This window comes from Pseudomonas violetae (assembly GCF_023072615.1).
GTDB lineage: Bacteria > Pseudomonadota > Gammaproteobacteria > Pseudomonadales > Pseudomonadaceae > Aquipseudomonas > Aquipseudomonas violetae.
The window spans coordinates 128,569-145,747 of the sequence record NZ_JAKNRW010000004.1; the positions used below are offsets into that span (position 1 = coordinate 128,569).

Here is a 17,179-nt window from a genome sequence, read left to right on the forward strand (position 1 = left end):
GTTCAAATATTCAGAGGATCCAGCTATGAGTAGCGGACGTATCGTTCAAATCATCGGCGCCGTTATCGACGTGGAATTTCCACGCGACAGCGTACCGAGCATCTACAACGCTTTGAAAGTACAAAGCGATGCAGGCACCACCCTGGAAGTTCAGCAGCAGCTGGGCGACGGCGTGGTACGTACCATTGCGATGGGTTCCACCGAGGGCTTGAAGCGCGGTCTGGAAGTCACTGACTCCGGTGCAGCCATCTCCGTACCAGTCGGTAAAGCGACCCTGGGCCGGATCATGGACGTTCTGGGCAACCCGATCGACGAAGCTGGCCCGATTGACACCGAAGAGCGCTGGGGCATTCACCGTCCTGCGCCAACCTTCGCTGAACAAGCTGGCGGCAACGACCTGCTGGAAACCGGCATCAAGGTTATCGACCTGGTTTGCCCGTTCGCCAAGGGTGGTAAAGTTGGTCTGTTCGGTGGTGCCGGTGTAGGCAAAACCGTAAACATGATGGAACTGATCCGTAACATCGCCATCGAGCACAGCGGTTATTCCGTGTTCGCCGGTGTGGGTGAGCGTACTCGTGAGGGTAACGACTTCTACCACGAGATGAAGGATTCCAACGTTCTGGACAAAGTGGCACTGGTTTACGGTCAGATGAACGAGCCGCCGGGTAACCGTCTGCGCGTAGCACTGACCGGCCTGACCATGGCCGAGAAGTTCCGTGACGAAGGTAACGACGTTCTGCTGTTCGTCGACAACATCTATCGTTACACCCTGGCCGGTACTGAAGTATCCGCACTGCTGGGCCGTATGCCTTCCGCAGTAGGTTACCAGCCGACCCTGGCCGAAGAGATGGGTACTCTGCAAGAGCGTATCACTTCGACCAAAAACGGTTCGATCACCTCGATCCAAGCGGTATACGTACCTGCGGATGACTTGACTGACCCGTCGCCAGCGACCACCTTCGCCCACTTGGACGCAACCGTCGTTCTGTCCCGTGACATCGCTTCCCTGGGTATCTACCCAGCGGTCGATCCACTCGACTCGACTTCGCGCCAGCTGGATCCGAACGTGATCGGCCAGGACCACTACGACACCGCTCGCGGCGTTCAGTATGTTCTGCAGCGTTACAAAGAACTGAAGGACATCATTGCGATCCTGGGTATGGACGAGCTGTCGGAAACCGACAAGCAGTTGGTAAACCGTGCTCGTAAGATCCAGCGTTTCTTGTCGCAGCCGTTCTTCGTGGCTGAAGTCTTCACCGGTGCCTCGGGTAAATACGTTTCCCTGAAAGACACCATTGCTGGCTTCAAAGGCATCCTCAACGGTGACTACGACCACCTGCCAGAACAAGCGTTCTACATGGTCGGCGGCATCGAAGAAGCGATCGAGAAAGCCAAGAAACTGTAATCCCGGCGCCCGGTAACGGGCGCTAATTTAGGTTGAGGCAATCAGATGGCTATGACAGTCCATTGCGATATCGTCAGCGCGGAAGGGGAAATCTTTTCCGGCCTGGTCGAGATGGTGATTGCGCACGGTGCACTGGGTGATCTTGGTATCGCCCTGGGTCACGCGCCGCTGATCACTAATCTCAAGCCGGGTCCAATCCGCCTGATCAAGCAAGGCGGGGAAGCCGAGGTGTTTTACATCTCCGGTGGTTTCCTCGAGGTTCAGCCGAACATGGTCAAGGTTCTTGCCGACACTGTGCAACGTGCTGCCGACCTGGATGAAGCCTCCGCTCAGGAAGCCGTCAAGGCTGCCGAGAAGGCCCTGCATGAACGTGGCGCTGAATTCGATTACGGTTCTGCCGCTGCACGTCTGGCCGAGGCTGCAGCTCAGCTGCGCACCGTCCAGCAGATCCGCAAAAAGTTTGGCCACTAACAGGCCTGCAACTTTTTGTGCGATTGATTAAAAAGGGTAGCCTCGGCTACCCTTTTTTCTTTTCCGATATTCATCACCTGGTCGCAGCCGCTGACCACCCAGGATTGGTAGCCAGTCATGTCTCTAGAAATTGTTATCCTCGCTGCAGGCCAAGGCACACGCATGCGCTCGGCATTGCCGAAAGTGCTGCACCCGATCGCCGGCAATTCCATGCTCGGGCATGTTATCCACACGGCGCGCCAACTTGATCCACACCGCATTCACGTGGTTATTGGCCACGGCGCCGATGCCGTACGTGAGCGGCTGGCGGCGGATGACCTGAATTTTGTCCTGCAGGACAAACAGCTCGGTACCGGCCACGCCGTTGCCCAAGCGGTGCCGTTCATCGAGTCCGCCACCGTGCTGATCCTCTACGGCGACGTGCCCTTGATCGAAGTTGAAACCCTGCAGCGCCTGCTGAAGAAAGTAGCCCCACAGCAGTTGGGCTTGCTGACCGTTGAGCTGGACGACCCGACCGGTTATGGCCGCATCGTGCGTGATGCCGAGGGGAAGGTCACCGCCATCGTCGAGCAGAAGGACGCCAACGAAACTCAGCGCGCCATCACCGAAGGCAATACCGGCATTTTGGCCATGCCTTTTGCACAGCTGAGCAGTTGGATGAGCCGGCTCTCCAACAACAATGCCCAAGGCGAGTATTACCTGACCGACGTGATTGCCATGGCGGTGAGCGATGGACTAGTGGTAGCTACCGAGCAAGCGCATGACGCCATGGAAGTGCAGGGCGCCAACGATCGCAAGCAGCTCTCCGAGCTGGAGCGTCACTATCAGTTGCGTGCGGGCCTGCGCCTGATGGCCCAGGGCGTAACACTGCGCGACCCCGCGCGGTTTGATGTTCGTGGCGAAGTCACGGTTGGCCGCGACGTGCTGATCGACATCAACGTGATTCTTGAAGGCAAAGTTGTTATCGAAGACGACGTGGTGATCGGTCCAAACTGTGTGATCAAGGACAGTACCCTGCGCAAGGGTGTGGTGATCAAAGCCAATAGCCATATCGATGGTGCGATCATGGGCGAGGGCAGCGACGCCGGCCCATTCGCTCGTTTGCGTCCAGGCAGCGTGCTTGAGGCGCGTGCGCATGTGGGTAACTTCGTCGAGCTAAAAAACGCTCACTTGGGCGAAGGTGCCAAGGCAGGTCATTTGAGTTATCTGGGAGATGCCGAAATTGGCGCGCGCACCAACATCGGTGCCGGCACCATCACCTGCAACTACGATGGCGCCAACAAGTGGAAAACCGTGTTGGGCGAGGACGTGTTCATCGGTTCCAACAATTCGTTGGTTGCGCCTGTGGATATCTCCAGCGGTGCAACCACCGCAGCGGGTTCGACCATCACACAGAATGTGGATAAAGCACAGTTGGCTGTGGGTCGTGCACGCCAGAAGAACATCGACGGTTGGAAGCGCCCGGAGAAAATCAAAAAGCCGTAAGTTATCCACAGCCCGACTGCTGTAGGAGCGAGCTCGCGATGCACGATAACGATAACGCGGGAAGCCAGACAGCTAACGGCGCTCTCAAGTCCATCGCGAGCTCGCTCCTACAAGGTCTTCATCTTTTTATCGCCTCCCGCTTGACGAAGTTTCGCTGATAGGTTTTGATTGCTTCCGTTATCTTTCGAATCGAAACTTACCAGCTCATGTCGAAACGCAATACACCTCAGCGTCGCCACAATATCCTCGCCTTGCTCAATGAGCAGGGCGAAGTCAGTGTGGACGAGTTGGCCAAGCGCTTCGAAACCTCGGAAGTTACGATCCGCAAGGATCTTGCCGCCCTTGAAAGTCATGGCCTGCTGCTACGCCGTTACGGTGGCGCAATCACCATGCCCCAGGAGCTGGTGGCCGATATCGGTCAGCCGGTCTCCAAATACAAGCAGGCGATTGCCCGGGCTGCCGTGTTACGCATCCGCGAGCACGCGCGCATCATCATCGACAGTGGCAGCACCACGGCGTCGATGATTCCTGAACTCGGGCAACAACCGGGTCTGGTGGTCATGACCAATTCCTTGAATGTCGCCAACGCGTTGAGCGAACTGGAGCATGAGCCGGTGCTGCTGATGACCGGTGGTACCTGGGACCCGCATTCCGAATCCTTCCAGGGCCAAGTCGCGGAGCAGGTACTACGCTCTTACGATTTCGACCAGCTGTTCATCGGTGCCGATGGCATCGATTTGGTTCGCGGTACCACCACCTTCAACGAACTGCTGGGGCTGAGCCGCGTCATGGCTGAAGTCGCCCGGGAAGTGGTGGTGATGGTCGAGGCCGACAAGATAGGTCGCAAGATTCCCAACCTGGAGCTGCCCTGGAGCAGCGTCCATACCCTTATTACCGATGATCGCCTGTCGCTCGAGGCACGGGATCAGATTCAGGCGCGCGGGATCACCCTGATCTGCGCAGCTGTCAGTCAGGAGAAATAGCATGTGTGGAATTGTCGGCGCAGTCGCAGAACGTAACATCACCCCAATCCTGCTAGAAGGCCTCAAGCGTCTTGAATACCGCGGGTATGACAGCGCCGGTGTGGCGCTCTATACCAACGACGATAAGCTGGAGCGCATGCGCCGCCCGGGCAAAGTCAGCGAGCTGGAGCTGGCCCTGACCGAAGAGCCACTGTTGGGGCGTCTGGGCATTGCCCACACCCGCTGGGCCACCCATGGCGCGCCGTGCGAACGCAATGCTCACCCGCATTTCTCCGGCGACCTGGCGGTGGTGCACAACGGCATCATCGAAAACCACGAAGCCCTGCGCGACCAACTAAAAGCCTTGGGTTACGTGTTCACTTCGGACACTGACACCGAAGTCATCGCCCACTTGCTGAACCACAAGCTCAAGGACTTGGCTGATTTGACCGTGGCACTCAAGGCTACCGTCAAAGAGTTGCACGGTGCCTATGGCCTGGCCGTCATCAGCGCTGATCAACCGGATCGCCTGGTTGCCGCGCGGAGTGGCAGCCCGCTGGTGATTGGCCTCGGCATGGGTGAAAACTTCCTGGCTTCGGACCAATTGGCCTTGCGTCAGGTCACTGACCGCTTCATGTACCTGGAAGAGGGCGATATCGCCGAGATTCGCCGCGAAAGCGTGCAGATCTGGGACGTTAACGGCCAGAGCGTCGAGCGTGAATCGGTGCAGTACCGCGATGGTGCCGAAGCCGCCGACAAAGGCGAGTTCCGCCACTTCATGCTCAAGGAAATCCATGAGCAGCCAGCGGTCGTGCAACGCACCCTCGAAGGTCGCCTGAGCCAGAACCAGGTGCTGGTGCAGGCGTTCGGTCCACAGGCTGCCGAGTTGTTCGCCAAGGTGCGCAACGTTCAGATCGTCGCCTGCGGCACCAGCTACCACGCGGGGATGGTTGCCCGTTACTGGTTGGAAGAACTGGCTGGCATCCCGTGCCAGGTCGAAGTCGCCAGTGAGTTCCGCTATCGCAAAGTGGTGGTCCAGCCCGACACCCTGTTCGTGACCATCTCCCAGTCCGGCGAAACCGCCGACACCTTGGCGGCGCTGCGTAATGCCAAGGAGCTGGGCTTCCTGGCCAGCCTGGCGATCTGCAACGTTGGCATCAGCTCGCTGGTGCGTGAGTCCGACCTGACCCTGCTGACCCAGGCCGGTCGTGAAATCGGCGTGGCTTCCACCAAGGCGTTCACCACTCAACTGGTCGGCCTGCTGTTGCTGACCCTGTCCCTCGGCCAGGTTCGCGGCACGTTGGCCGAAGGCGTCGAAGCCACCCTGGTCGAAGAGTTGCGTCGTCTGCCTGCCCGCCTGGGTGAAGCGCTGGCCATGGACAGCACCGTCGAGAAAATCGCCGAGCTGTTCGCCGAGAAGAATCACACCTTGTTCCTGGGCCGCGGTGCGCAGTTCCCGGTAGCCATGGAAGGTGCGCTCAAGCTCAAGGAAATTTCCTACATCCACGCCGAAGCCTACCCGGCGGGCGAGCTCAAGCACGGTCCGCTGGCGCTTGTGGATAACGATATGCCGGTGGTTACCGTGGCGCCGAACAACGAACTGTTGGAAAAGCTCAAATCCAATCTCCAGGAAGTGCGCGCCCGCGGTGGCGAGCTGATCGTCTTCGCTGACGAAAAAGCAGGCATGACCAACGGTGAAGGCACCCACGTCGTGCACATGCCGCACATCCACGACATCCTGTCGCCGATTCTCTACACCATCCCGCTGCAGCTATTGTCGTACTACGTCGCCGTGCTCAAGGGCACCGACGTCGACCAGCCGCGCAACCTCGCGAAGTCGGTAACTGTGGAATAAGTTATCCACAGCCCGGTTAGTACCTAAGATCGCATCCATCGAGCTCTTGTGGGAGCTGCCGAAGGCTGCGATCTTTTGCTTTTGATAAGAGCAAACCGTCCATGGACCGTTTCCAGGAAATGCAGGTATTCGCCGCCGTCGCCCAAGCCCAGGGCTTCTCGGCGGCGGCACGGCATTTGGGCATGTCCGCAGCCAGCGTCACTCGCGCAGTCGCCGCGTTGGAAAAACGCATCGGCGCGCAGCTGCTCACGCGCACTACCCGCAGTGTTCACCTCAGTGAAGCGGGCCAGCGTTATCTGGAGGACTGTCGGAGAATTCTTGGCGAGGTGCAGGAAGCCGAGGATTCGGCAGCCGGCAGTCATGCCCAGCCCCGTGGGCAATTGACGGTTACGGCTCCTGTTCTGTTTGGCGATCTTTTTGTCACTCCGATCATGGTGAGTTACCTGACGCGGTTTCCTGACGTGAGCATCAATGCGTTGCTGGTGGATCGAATCGTCAGCATGGTCGAGGAGGGGGTCGATGTGGCGGTGCGCATCGGCGAGTTGGCTGACAGTAATCAGCATGCGATTCGAGTCGGCGAGGTTCGCCGGGTCATTTGCGCGTCGCCGTCTTTTCTCCAGGCTCACGGCCGGCCGGTGCACCCGCAGGATCTTGCGCAAGTGCCGGTCATTGCGACCTCAGCGACGGGGCAGCAGCGCAACTGGCCGTTTCTCGACGCCGGGATTCCGTTGAGTGTGCGCCTGGAACCACGGCTGATGGTGACGGCTAATCAGGCGACAATCAGCGCGGCTTGCCTGGGGCTGGGCCTCACCCGAGTGCTTTCCTACCAAGTGGCCAATCAGGTGGAGGCCGGCGAGCTGGAAATTGTCCTCGCTGAGTTTGAACTGCCACCGTTACCCATCCATGTGGTCTATCAAGGCGGTCGTAAAGCACCCGCGAGAATTCGCGGTTTCGTGGATTTTGCGGTCAATGAACTGCGAGAACATCCGTCCCTGCGCCGCTGAATTATTCCACTGGGTGAAATATTTGATTGCAAATACTGGTGATTCTATTGGTCTGCTGATTGGCGGAGGATGGCTTTCCTCGGCGCTGAGCTCCTGATCCGCGCCCCAACAGCGGAGTTCACCATGCAACCGATCAAACTCTACAACTTCCCGCGGTCCGGCCATGCGCACCGCGTTGAGCTGATGCTGTCCCTGCTGCAATTGCCCGCCGAGCTGATATTCGTCGACTTGGCCAAAGGTGCCCACAAGCAGCCTGAATACCTGGCGATCAACGCGTTCGGGCAAGTACCGGCACTGGATGATCAGGGGGTGATTCTCACCGACTCCAATGCGATCCTGGTTTATCTGGCGCAGAAATACGGTAACGGGCGCTGGTTGCCCACGGATCCTGCAGGAGCCGCCAAGGTTCAGCGCTGGCTCTCGGTTGCTGCAGGGCAGATTGCTTTCGGTCCGGCTCGTGCCCGATTGATCACTGTGTTCGGTGCGCCCTACAACGCGGAAGAAGCCATCACTCGCGCCCACGATCTGCTCAAAATAATGGATCACGAACTGGCTGATACGACTTGGCTGGCGGGCAACGAGCCGACGATTGCCGACGTCTCTGCCTACAGCTACATTGCCCATGCGCCTGAAGGCAATGTGTCACTCGAGGATTACGCCAACGTGCGCGCTTGGCTCGCCCGTGTTGAAGCCTTGCCAGGGTTTGTGCCGATGCCGCGCACCGTCGCCGGCCTGCAAACCACTGCCTGATGCAGGGGAGACGCCGTTATGGACCGTTCACCGTGGCACGTCGGCGAAAGACAGTTGCAAGAGCAGGTCGGAGTAGCCGAGCGCATGGAGGCATTCGGGCGTAGGGTGATTCGCCGCGAGATGCCGGACCAGCATCGCCAGTTCTATCAGCAACTGCCGTTCATGCTGTACGGCGCGGTGGATGCCAACGGCGACCCGTGGGCCAGCGTGCTTGAAGGACCGCCTGGATTCGCCCAGTCTGCGCAACCCGGCGTATTGCATTTCGACAGCCTGCCAAGTGCCGACGACCCTGCTCAATTGACCGAAAGCGCAGCGCTCGGCCTCCTGGGCATCGAGCTGCACACCCGGCGCCGGAATCGCCTTAATGGCCATGTCGGCAACCTGACGGCCAAGGGCTTTGACGTCACGGTGGACCAGTCCTTCGGCAACTGCCCGCAATACATTCAGTTGCGTCAGTTCCACTCAGTGCCGCTGGCCGACCCTTCGCTGCGCATCGCTGAGCACCTCGACGCGTTGGATGACGCGGCCCAGGCGATGATTGCCGTCGCCGACACCTTCTTCGTGGCCAGTTATGTAGACATCGACGGCGAGCGCGCGGTGGACGTCTCGCATCGTGGCGGCCAAGCCGGGTTTGTACAGATCCAGGGCAATCGCCTGACGATTCCGGACTTCGCCGGGAATTTGCACTTCAACACCTTGGGCAATCTGCTGGTTAATCCCCGGGCAGGCCTGTTGTTCATCGATTTCAGTTCCGGCGATCTGCTGCATCTTACTGGGCGCACTGAAATTATCTTCGGAGGCCCCCAGGTCGAGGCTTTTCAAGGGGCTGAACGACTGTGGACCTTCGAGGTAGAGCGCGTGGTGCGGCGGCCCGCAGCCCTGGCTCTGCGCTGGCGCTTCGACGGCGTTTCGCCCAACAGCCTGATGACAGGTACCTGGGAGCAGGCGGCTGCGCGGTTGCAGGCCCAGGCGTTCGGCGATCGCTGGCGACTGTTGCGGGTGGTACGCATCGAAGCGCAAAGCCGTAACATCCGCTCGATTTATTTCGAGCCCGCAGATGATGCGGGATTGCCGGTGTTCCTGGCCGGTCAGCATCTGCCGCTGCGATTTAATTTCGGTGGTGAAAACCACATTCGCACCTACAGTCTGTCGAGCGCACCCTCCGACGACTTTTTCCGCATCAGCGTGAAGCGCGAGGGTCTGGTGTCTTCGTTCCTGCACGATCAGCTCAAGGTCGGTGATGTGCTGGAAGCTCGTGCACCCCAGGGGCATTTCACCGTGGCGCCCCACGAACGGCGGCCTTTGGTGTTGCTGGCGGCAGGCGTTGGCATCACCCCATTGCTCTCGATGTTGCGCGAGGTGGTGTATCAAGGGCTGCGCACCCGACGCATTCGTCCTACGTGGTTGTTCCAGAGTTCACGCACCCTCGACGATCAGCCATTTCGCGCAGAGCTGGATCAACTTATCGAGGCTGCGGGAGACGCGGTGCGGGTGCTGCGCCTGCTTAGCCAACCCGAAGAGGGGTTACTGGAGGGCGAGGACTTTGATCTGAGCGGACGGATCGATACCGCGCTGCTCAATACCGTCCTTGAGGTGGATGACTACGATCAGCTGGATTTTGTCCTCTGCGGTCCTGGCAGCTTCACCCAAGGCCTGTACGACAGTCTGCGGGAACTGGATATTCGCGACTCAAGGGTTCACGCTGAAACCTTTGGCCCATCGACTCTGCAACGCCAGCCCGACCCTGATGCCGTGGTGATCGAACAACCACCGGCGGCGACTACCTCGGTGCCGGTGGTGTTTCAGCGATCAGCCAAGGAGGCCCGCTGGCAGCCAGACGGTGGTAGTTTGCTGGAGTTGGCGGAGAGCCGTGGCTTACGTCCGGAATTCAGTTGCCGAGGCGGTTCATGCGGCACCTGCAAGACGCGTCTGGTCAGCGGCCAGGTGAATTATCCACAGCCTCCAGCGGAGGTTCCCGATGAGGGGCAAGTGTTGATCTGTTGTGCGGTGCCGGCGCAGGGATCACAGCCGTTGGTTCTTGATCTGTAGGAGCTGTCTCGTTCCACGACACAGCTCCTACAGGGGCCATAGCGCCATGAACAACACGACAACCAGCCAGGTCACGCGTAAGCCAACGATTTCTCGGCCAACAGCTCTTCATATAGAGCCGCCCACTTGCGCCCCATCTCGTCAGCGGTGAACAACTGCCGATAACGCGCCTGCGCTTTCACCCCCATCTGCGCCGCCAGCGCCGGATTTTCCCACAAGGTGCGCATCGCCTCACGAAACGCCTGTGGATTACTTGGCGGCACTACCAGCCCGGTCTCGTTGTGGATATTGATGTAGCTGGTGCCTGTGCCGATCTCGCTGGAGATCATCGGCTTGCCATACATCGCGCCTTCGAGCAGCGAAATGCCGAATGCTTCAGAACGCAGGTGCGACGGGAACACCACCGCGTAACTCAGCTCCAGCAGGGCCACCTTGTCCTCGTCACCGAGGAACCCGAGGAAGTGCAGATTGCGCAGCCCAAGAGTCTTGGCCTGGGCATGCAGCTCTTTTTCCAGGGGACCTGCGCCCACAATCACCACCGGATAATTCAGCCCCTGCATGGCGTCGAGCAGAATATGCAGACCCTTGTAATAACGCATCACCCCGACAAACAGGAAAAACTTGGCGCCCAGCTGCTGGCGCCAGCGCTCCGTGCGCGCCGCATCAGGCGGTGGATAACCAGACTTTTCGAGCCCATAGGTAATGACCCTGGTCTTCTCGCGGTAGTCCTTCAGCACATCGCTTGTGTGAAAATAGTTGGGCGAAGCCGCGACGATGCGGTCGGCGCTGTCGAGGAATCGACGCATCAAGGGCCGATACAGCGTGAGCAGATGGCGCTGGCGAATGATGTCCGAGTGATAGCTGACCACGCAGGGTTTCTTGGTGGCGGTGCAGAAATGCACCAGGTCCATGAACGGCCAGGGGAAGTGATAATTGACCACGTCCGCTTCGGCTGCCAGCTCGCGGAATTGCTTGAAGACGCTGTAGGAAAATCCCGTAGAGGCCAGCTGAAAATCCATCCTGGCCTGATGAACCTGGTGCTCGCGGATCTGCAACACGCCCGGCGCGGGGTTGTTGCTCAATGTCAGCACGGTGCTGTCGATACCATGGCGGGCGCCGCTTTCGCTCATCTGGAAGATGACTTGTTCAATGCCGCCCATGGAGTCAGGCAAATAGGTTTTATAAAAGTGCAGAACTCGCATATTAGTCTCCCATGGCCTGGCGGTAGGCGCGGGCGGTGACCTTCGCGCAACGCTCCCAGGAAAAAAGCTTGGCTCGATGCAGGCCTGCCGCACGGCAGGCCTGCCAATGCGTAGGGTCTTCGATCAGCCGGGTCATCGCATCACGCAAGGAGTCCGGATCGTCCGGTTGTATGTAATTGCCGGCGTCGGCGGCAACTTCGGGCATCGCCGATGCACCGGTGAGTATCACAGGGGTGCCACTGGCCATCGCTTCCAGCACCGGCAGGCCGAAACCTTCGTACAGGGAAGGGAAAACCAATGCCTTGGCACCAGCCAACAGTTGCGCCAGGTCTTCATCCGGCAGATACCCAAGCAGGCACACATGGCCAGCTGCGAGGGCTGCACGCAATTCGTCGTTGAACTGCTCGCGCTGCCAGCCGGCCATCCCGGCGATTAGCAATGGAAAACGCTGGCGCACGGCTTCGGACAGTCGGGCATGGGCACGCAGGGCGAGGGTCAGGTTCTTGCGCGGTTCCAGGGTGCCGACGCACAGAAAATACTCCCGGGCCTCGACGCCGTGAGCTTTGAGCACCTGATCAATGGACTCGTCCGATCTGGGGTGGAATCGTGCTGCTACGCCGAGGGGCGCGACGACAAAACGCTCGGCTGGCAGTGCGAAATAGTCCTGTGCCTCGTCGGCAATACATTGTGAGTCCGTCAGAATCAGACGCGCCTGCTGCACGCCATCTTCCAGGCGCCGTTCAATCTCACGCAGACGTGCCGGCGGCTGGGTTTCGGGAAAGTGCAGATGCGTCAGGTCGTGCACAGTGATGACCGTCGGGCCATCGAACGACAACGGCCACAGGCTCGGCTCGTGATACAGATCGATGCCCTTGGAACAGCTCTGGTCGAAACGTTTCTGCTCCAGCCAGCGCCGTGCCTGATAGGCCCCGGGGATTTGGCGCAGCAATGGCGTCAGCCGTGAGTATCCCGGCATCGCGGCCTCGGGCAGTGCTGAACTCCAGCCCCAGCCATGGAACAGTGCCAAATCAACGTCCGGCTCCTGGGCGAGAGCGTTCACCAGTTCGGCGACGTAATGCCCGATACCGGTTCTCGGCGCCTGGAGGATGCGTGCGTTAAGGGCAATTCGCATGCTGGCTCTCAGGCACTTGGGCCTCTTTGTGCAGGTTACGCTCAATGCGCTCCACCAGTTGCGCACTCGCTTCGCGCCAGGACAGCCAGCGCCAGTCATCAAGGTTCAGCGCTGCCGGAAACACGCCATTGCTTTCAATGCCAATCACCAGGTCGGCCAGGCTCTGCGGCTCGGCAAGGTCGAAATACGCCATGTAATCGCCGCCGATTTCGCGAAACACCGGTATGTCGCTGGCCATCGCTGGCAGCCCGCGCTGCATGGCTTCCACCAGCGGCAAGCCAAACCCTTCGACGTAGGACGGGAACACCAGCGACGTGGCGTGGGAGTAAGCGTGTTCCAGGCTCCGGTCCGACAGGTCGTTGAACATGAACAGGCGCTTGTTCAATTCAGGATGACGGCGGATACGCTCGACCAGGGCCTCGCATTTCCAGCCGATCTTGCCGACGATGCACAACCGCGCCTGCGACCCGGCCGCCCAGGCGCGCTCGAAGGCATCCAGCAGGTAGGCGTGGTTTTTCCGCGGCTCGATGGTGCTGACCATCAGGAACACCGGCTGCGGCTTTTTGAACATGTCCAGCAGGCCTTGGTCGACGGACGAACGCGCGTCGCTCAAATCAAGTTCCGAGCCCAGGTGGAAATAGTCGAACCAGCGCTGCGCAACTTGTTCATTGCCAACCCGCCGCACCATCTCCTCGTGGACCTGATCGCGAATGGTGGTGGAAATCGCTACATAACCATCGGCGGTGCGGGCGATCCAGTCGAACCATTCATTGAATACCTTCACCAGACCGGCATCGCAGAACTGCGGATGAGTCAGGGGAATCAGGTCGTAAATCACCGAGACAATCCCGACGCCGTCACGCTTGAGCTGCTCTGCCAGGGGAAAAAAGTTGGCGTGCCAGGACGAGTCCAGCAGCACCAACTGGTCTGCGGCCCGATGCTGCAATGGTACACAACGCTCGGGCACCTTCTGACCTTTCAGCACCCGGTCGAGCCCGCGCATTGGCAGGCTCAGGCAGGCGAAAGCGGCGAGGCGGCACCCCACGTAGAGTACGCGGCGGGCAAACTTCGATTCGCTGAAAGGGCGGCGTCGTTCCAGTGTGCGGTGGCGCAACCAGAACAGGTTGGCCATCTGTTCGAGCTTCACCCGCAGGCTCATAAGGTCGAGTTTCGGCGTCTCCAGCGGCGCCAGGCTCTTCACCTCGAACAACGCGCCGTTGATCATCACCACGGGAATGCATTCACGAGTCGAATCCGTAGCCGGCAGTTGCTGGATGACGTTGCGCACCACCCGTTGAATACCTGAGTTGGCGTGAGGATGTTCAAATACGTAGGTGCATTCCACCAGCAGTCGGGTCATCGCGATACCTCTGAATCGGTGGCTTCGATCGCGCTTTCACTGGAGCGACTGATACTGGTTTTGGCCTCAAGCCACGAGCAGCCGACAAAGTCTTCGCGACGGTTGTTGATCACGTGAAAGACCAGCCCGTAGTCGCGCCACTCGAAATTGCGGTCCAGGTGAGAGTCCAGTCGCGACAGGCTCAGGGCCACCGAGTAGTTGCCCTTGCCCAGGCGCATGTCGAAGGCGAATCGGTAAGTCACACGCTCGCCGGCGCTCAGGTCGGTGAGGGCCTTGTCGATGCGGTGGGTATTGATGCCGTACATGGGTTGGCCGAGGCGATCCTTGATCATGAAGCCGAGGATCAGTCGCTCGATGTCCTGGCGAACTTCGACTTGCACCTCCAACACCATTGCCTGCCCGACCTCGGCCACTTCTACCGAGCGACCCTTGGGATCAAGCAGGCGCACGCTGAGAATGCCGGCTTCGCCTGTGCCGGAAATAGTTTGCACCTGCCCGTTGGCGAGCATCTCCTGGCGGACCGTCTGGCCCTCGCGCTGGGCGAGCATGGCGTTGTAGTAGTCCATCACCTCTTCGGGCTTGCCGCGCATGGCCATGCGCCCGTTTTCCAGGAGGATGGCGGTATCGCAAATCGACTGGATCGCCGAGCGATCGTGGGACACGATCAGCAGCGTGGTGCCGGCCTTGCGAAAGTTGCGGATGCGGTCGAAGCTTTTGTGCTGGAAGTAGGCGTCACCCACGGACAACGCTTCATCGACGATCAAGATATCGGGTCGGCGCGCTGTAGCCACGCTGAACGCCAGGCGCATCTGCATGCCGCTGGAGTAGGTGCGGACAGGCTGGTCGATGGCCTCGCCAATTTCGGCAAAGCTTTCGATTTCCGGCATCAGTGCTTCGATTTCCTCGACCTGCATGCCGAGCAGTTGGCCCGCCATGAAGGTGTTCTGGCGACCGGTGAAATCCGGGTGGAAACCCATGCCCAATTCCAGCAGCGCGGCGACTCGACCTTGCAGCTGAATTTCGCCGCAGGTGGCCTGGGTGGTGCCGGTGATCATCTTCAACAAGGTGCTTTTGCCGGCTCCGTTGACCCCGACAATACCCACGGCTTCGCCGGGCTGGATCTCGAAGTCGACACCCTGCAGCACCCAGTGCAAGTGATGGCGGGTGGGTGAGAACGGCACCAGCCATTCAAATAGCCGGCTCCAACGATTCGGGTATTGCTTGTAGGCCTTGCCCAGGCCACTGACGCGTATATGTCCCATCAGAGCTCATCCACCATTTCACCAACACGCTGGCGGAAAAGCCGCAGCCCCATCACGCAGAACAACAGCCCGATGACCAGCAGCGGGATCAACGAATTCCAGTTCGGCCATTGGTTGTAGAGAAACAGATTCTGGTAACTGCTCATCAGCGCAGTCATCGGGTTCAGTTCAATCAGACGCTGGATGCCTGGCGGCAGGATCGACAGTGGGTAAACGATTGGCGTCAGCCAAAACCAGAACTGCAGGCAGATCCCGAAAAATTGCCCGACGTCGCGGAAGAACACATTGAGCACGCCTAGGATCATCCCCAGTCCGGCGGCGAACATCACCTGCAGCATCAGCAGCGGCACCAGAGCCAGCAATGCCAGGCCCGGAAGCCGCCCGCTGATCAGCAGGAAGCCAAGGAACAATCCCAGGATGATCGCGAAATTGATCCCGGCATTGAGCAGCACGATCACCGGCAGGCAGATACGTGGGAAGCTGATTTTCTTCAGCAGGTTGGCGTTCTCCAGAAACATGCTCTGGCTGCGCGTGGTGATCTCGGCAAACAGGCCCCAAGTCAGCAGGCCGGCGCACAAATAGACGCTGTAGGCCAGGCCATCATCCACACCCGGCAGGCGGGCGCGCATGATGGTGGAGAAGATCACCGTGTAGACCACGATCATCGACAGCGGGTTTAGGACGGTCCACAAGGCACCGAATAGCGAGTTGCGGTAACGCGCCTGAAACTCTCTTTTGACGCTGCCGAGGATGAAACCCCGGTAACTCCACATCGATTGGTAAAGATTACGCAGCATTCAAACCGTCCGGCCGTATTGATCTTCGAAGCGGACGATATCGTCCTCTCCCAGGTATTCGCCGCTCTGCACTTCGATGATCACCAGGTCGATCACCCCGGGATTTTCCAGGCGATGCTTATGGCCGGCGGCAATGAAAGTCGATTCGTTCTTGGCCACCAGGTGAGTACCGGTGCCATTGTTGGTGACCTTGGCCATGCCTTCGACCACCACCCAATGTTCGTTGCGGTGGTGGTGCATCTGCAGCGACAACTTGGCGCCCGGCTTGACCACGATGCGCTTGATCTTGAAGCGAGGGCCTTCCTCCAGCACCGTGTACGTCCCCCATGGCCGGCTGACCGTACGGTGCAGGCGATAGGCTTCGTGCTTCTTGTCCTTGAGCTGCTTGGCCACTTGGCGCACATCCTGGGCACGATCGGCGTGAGCCACCAGCACCGCGTCGGCGGTGTCGATGATGATCAGGTTTTCCACGCCAACGGTGGCCACCAGGCGATCTTCGCTCTGCACGAAGTTGTGGTGACTGTCGATGAAGATGGCTTCGCCTGAAGCACGATTGTTCTGCTCATCCGCAGGTACCAGGGCCGCGACCGCGCCCCAGGAGCCGATGTCGCTCCAGTCGAAACGGGCGGGCACCACCACCACCTTGTCGGAGCGTTCCATCAACGCGTAGTCGATGGAAATGTCCATGATCTCGCCGAACAACGCAGGCGATAGCTCCTGCTGCAGGTTCCCGGCGGTTTGCACCGCAGCACTGGCCGCCATGCAGGCTCTGGTCTGCTCCAGCAGCGTCGGGGCGTGGGTCTCCAGTTCGGCTAGCAGGGTGGCTACCGAGAAGCAGAACATTCCGGAATTCCACAGGAAGTTGCCACTTTCAAGGTAGTGAGTCGCGGTCTGCAGGTCGGGTTTTTCGACGAAACGCTGCACGCGGGCGGCGCCTTTGTCGTCCAGCGACGCGCCGGTCTCGATGTAGCCGAACCCGGTTTCCGGTGCGGTCGGGACCACTCCGAAGGTCACCAGCTGACCAGCCCTGGCCAGGTCCACGGCATGTTCGACGGCCTGTTTCAGGGCCTCTTCGTTGACGATCAGGTGATCGGCCGGCATGACCAGCATGATCGCCTCATCACCATGCAGTGCCTGCAGCGACAGGGCGGCGGCCGCGATCGCCGGAGCGGTATTGCGCCCCGTCGGCTCCAGCAGAAAATGCCCGCGATGCCGGCCCAGTTGTGCGTCCTGATAGTGATCCTTGCTCTGGAAGTAGTAGTCGCGATTGGTCACCGTAACGATGTCGCCCCAGCCTTCCAGCAAAGCGGCAGCACGCCGATAGGTCTTGCCCAGTAACGACTGGCCGTCCGGCAACGTCATGAATGGTTTTGGCTGGCCTTCTCGAGAAACCGGCCACAACCGGGTACCGGCACCACCGGAAAGAATCACTGGAATCAGCATGG

General features: G+C 59.7%; 14 protein-coding genes. 8 read left to right on the top strand and 6 right to left on the bottom strand.

Annotation, left to right across the window (positions count from 1 at the left end; translation table 11 throughout):
* Window positions 1-25: 25 nt before the first annotated feature.
* From atpD to L9059_RS07280, 8 genes are all read left to right on the top strand, one after another.
* A complete protein-coding gene (gene atpD, locus L9059_RS07245) occupies window positions 26-1,405 on the top strand; it encodes a F0F1 ATP synthase subunit beta (protein ID WP_201196056.1) in 1,380 nt (459 codons plus the stop codon).
* Window positions 1,406-1,450: 45 nt separating this feature from the next.
* Window positions 1,451-1,876 (top strand): F0F1 ATP synthase subunit epsilon, encoded by a 426-nt coding sequence (locus tag L9059_RS07250; protein ID WP_247289635.1) that lies wholly within the window; start codon window positions 1,451-1,453, stop codon window positions 1,874-1,876.
* A 117-nt stretch (window positions 1,877-1,993) separates the two neighbouring features.
* Window positions 1,994-3,361: a bifunctional UDP-N-acetylglucosamine diphosphorylase/glucosamine-1-phosphate N-acetyltransferase GlmU gene (glmU, locus tag L9059_RS07255; protein WP_247289637.1), complete on the top strand. Its 1,368-nt coding sequence runs from the start codon at window positions 1,994-1,996 to the stop codon at window positions 3,359-3,361.
* A gap of 206 nt (window positions 3,362-3,567) precedes the next feature.
* On the top strand, window positions 3,568-4,344 hold the full coding sequence (locus tag L9059_RS07260; protein ID WP_247289639.1) for a DeoR/GlpR family DNA-binding transcription regulator: 777 nt from the start codon (window positions 3,568-3,570) through the stop codon (window positions 4,342-4,344).
* A gap of 1 nt (window position 4,345) precedes the next feature.
* On the top strand, window positions 4,346-6,178 hold the full coding sequence (glmS, locus tag L9059_RS07265) for a glutamine--fructose-6-phosphate transaminase (isomerizing) (protein WP_247289641.1): 1,833 nt from the start codon (window positions 4,346-4,348) through the stop codon (window positions 6,176-6,178).
* 101 nt (window positions 6,179-6,279) lie between these two features.
* Window positions 6,280-7,182 carry a LysR family transcriptional regulator gene (locus L9059_RS07270; RefSeq protein WP_247289642.1) on the top strand — a complete coding sequence of 301 codons (903 nt, stop codon included), beginning with the start codon at window positions 6,280-6,282 and terminating at the stop codon, window positions 7,180-7,182.
* Window positions 7,183-7,305: 123 nt separating this feature from the next.
* On the top strand, window positions 7,306-7,932 hold the full coding sequence (locus L9059_RS07275; RefSeq protein ID WP_247289644.1) for a glutathione S-transferase family protein: 627 nt from the start codon (window positions 7,306-7,308) through the stop codon (window positions 7,930-7,932).
* A gap of 18 nt (window positions 7,933-7,950) precedes the next feature.
* A complete protein-coding gene (locus L9059_RS07280) occupies window positions 7,951-9,981 on the top strand; it encodes a 2Fe-2S iron-sulfur cluster-binding protein (protein WP_247289646.1) in 2,031 nt (676 codons plus the stop codon).
* 71 nt (window positions 9,982-10,052) lie between these two features.
* Here L9059_RS07280 and L9059_RS07285 read toward each other — a convergent pair whose 3' ends face one another.
* The 6 genes from L9059_RS07285 to L9059_RS07310 are packed head-to-tail and all read right to left on the bottom strand — an operon-like array spanning window position 10,053 to window position 17,177.
* Window positions 10,053-11,183 carry a glycosyltransferase family 4 protein gene (locus L9059_RS07285; RefSeq protein ID WP_247289648.1) on the bottom strand — a complete coding sequence of 377 codons (1,131 nt, stop codon included), beginning with the start codon at window positions 11,181-11,183 and terminating at the stop codon, window positions 10,053-10,055.
* A gap of 1 nt (window position 11,184) precedes the next feature.
* On the bottom strand, window positions 11,185-12,315 hold the full coding sequence (locus L9059_RS07290) for a glycosyltransferase family 4 protein (RefSeq protein WP_247289650.1): 1,131 nt from the start codon (window positions 12,313-12,315) through the stop codon (window positions 11,185-11,187).
* The gene (locus L9059_RS07295) at window positions 12,299-13,675 is read right to left on the bottom strand and encodes a glycosyltransferase family 4 protein (RefSeq protein ID WP_247289652.1); all 1,377 of its coding nucleotides are present in this window, start codon (window positions 13,673-13,675) and stop codon (window positions 12,299-12,301) included. The genes L9059_RS07290 and L9059_RS07295 overlap by 17 nt, the downstream gene beginning before the upstream one ends.
* Window positions 13,672-14,937, bottom strand: coding sequence for an ABC transporter ATP-binding protein (locus L9059_RS07300; RefSeq protein WP_247289654.1), 1,266 nt, complete (start codon window positions 14,935-14,937; stop codon window positions 13,672-13,674). Before L9059_RS07300 ends, L9059_RS07295 begins: the two co-directional genes overlap by 4 nt.
* Entirely contained in the window at window positions 14,937-15,734 is a 798-nt protein-coding gene (locus tag L9059_RS07305) for an ABC transporter permease (protein WP_247289656.1), read from the bottom strand. The genes L9059_RS07300 and L9059_RS07305 overlap by 1 nt, the downstream gene beginning before the upstream one ends.
* Complete coding sequence (locus tag L9059_RS07310; RefSeq protein WP_247289658.1) at window positions 15,735-17,177, bottom strand: mannose-1-phosphate guanylyltransferase/mannose-6-phosphate isomerase; 1,443 nt, start codon at window positions 17,175-17,177, stop codon at window positions 15,735-15,737.
* Window positions 17,178-17,179: the final 2 nt, after the last annotated feature.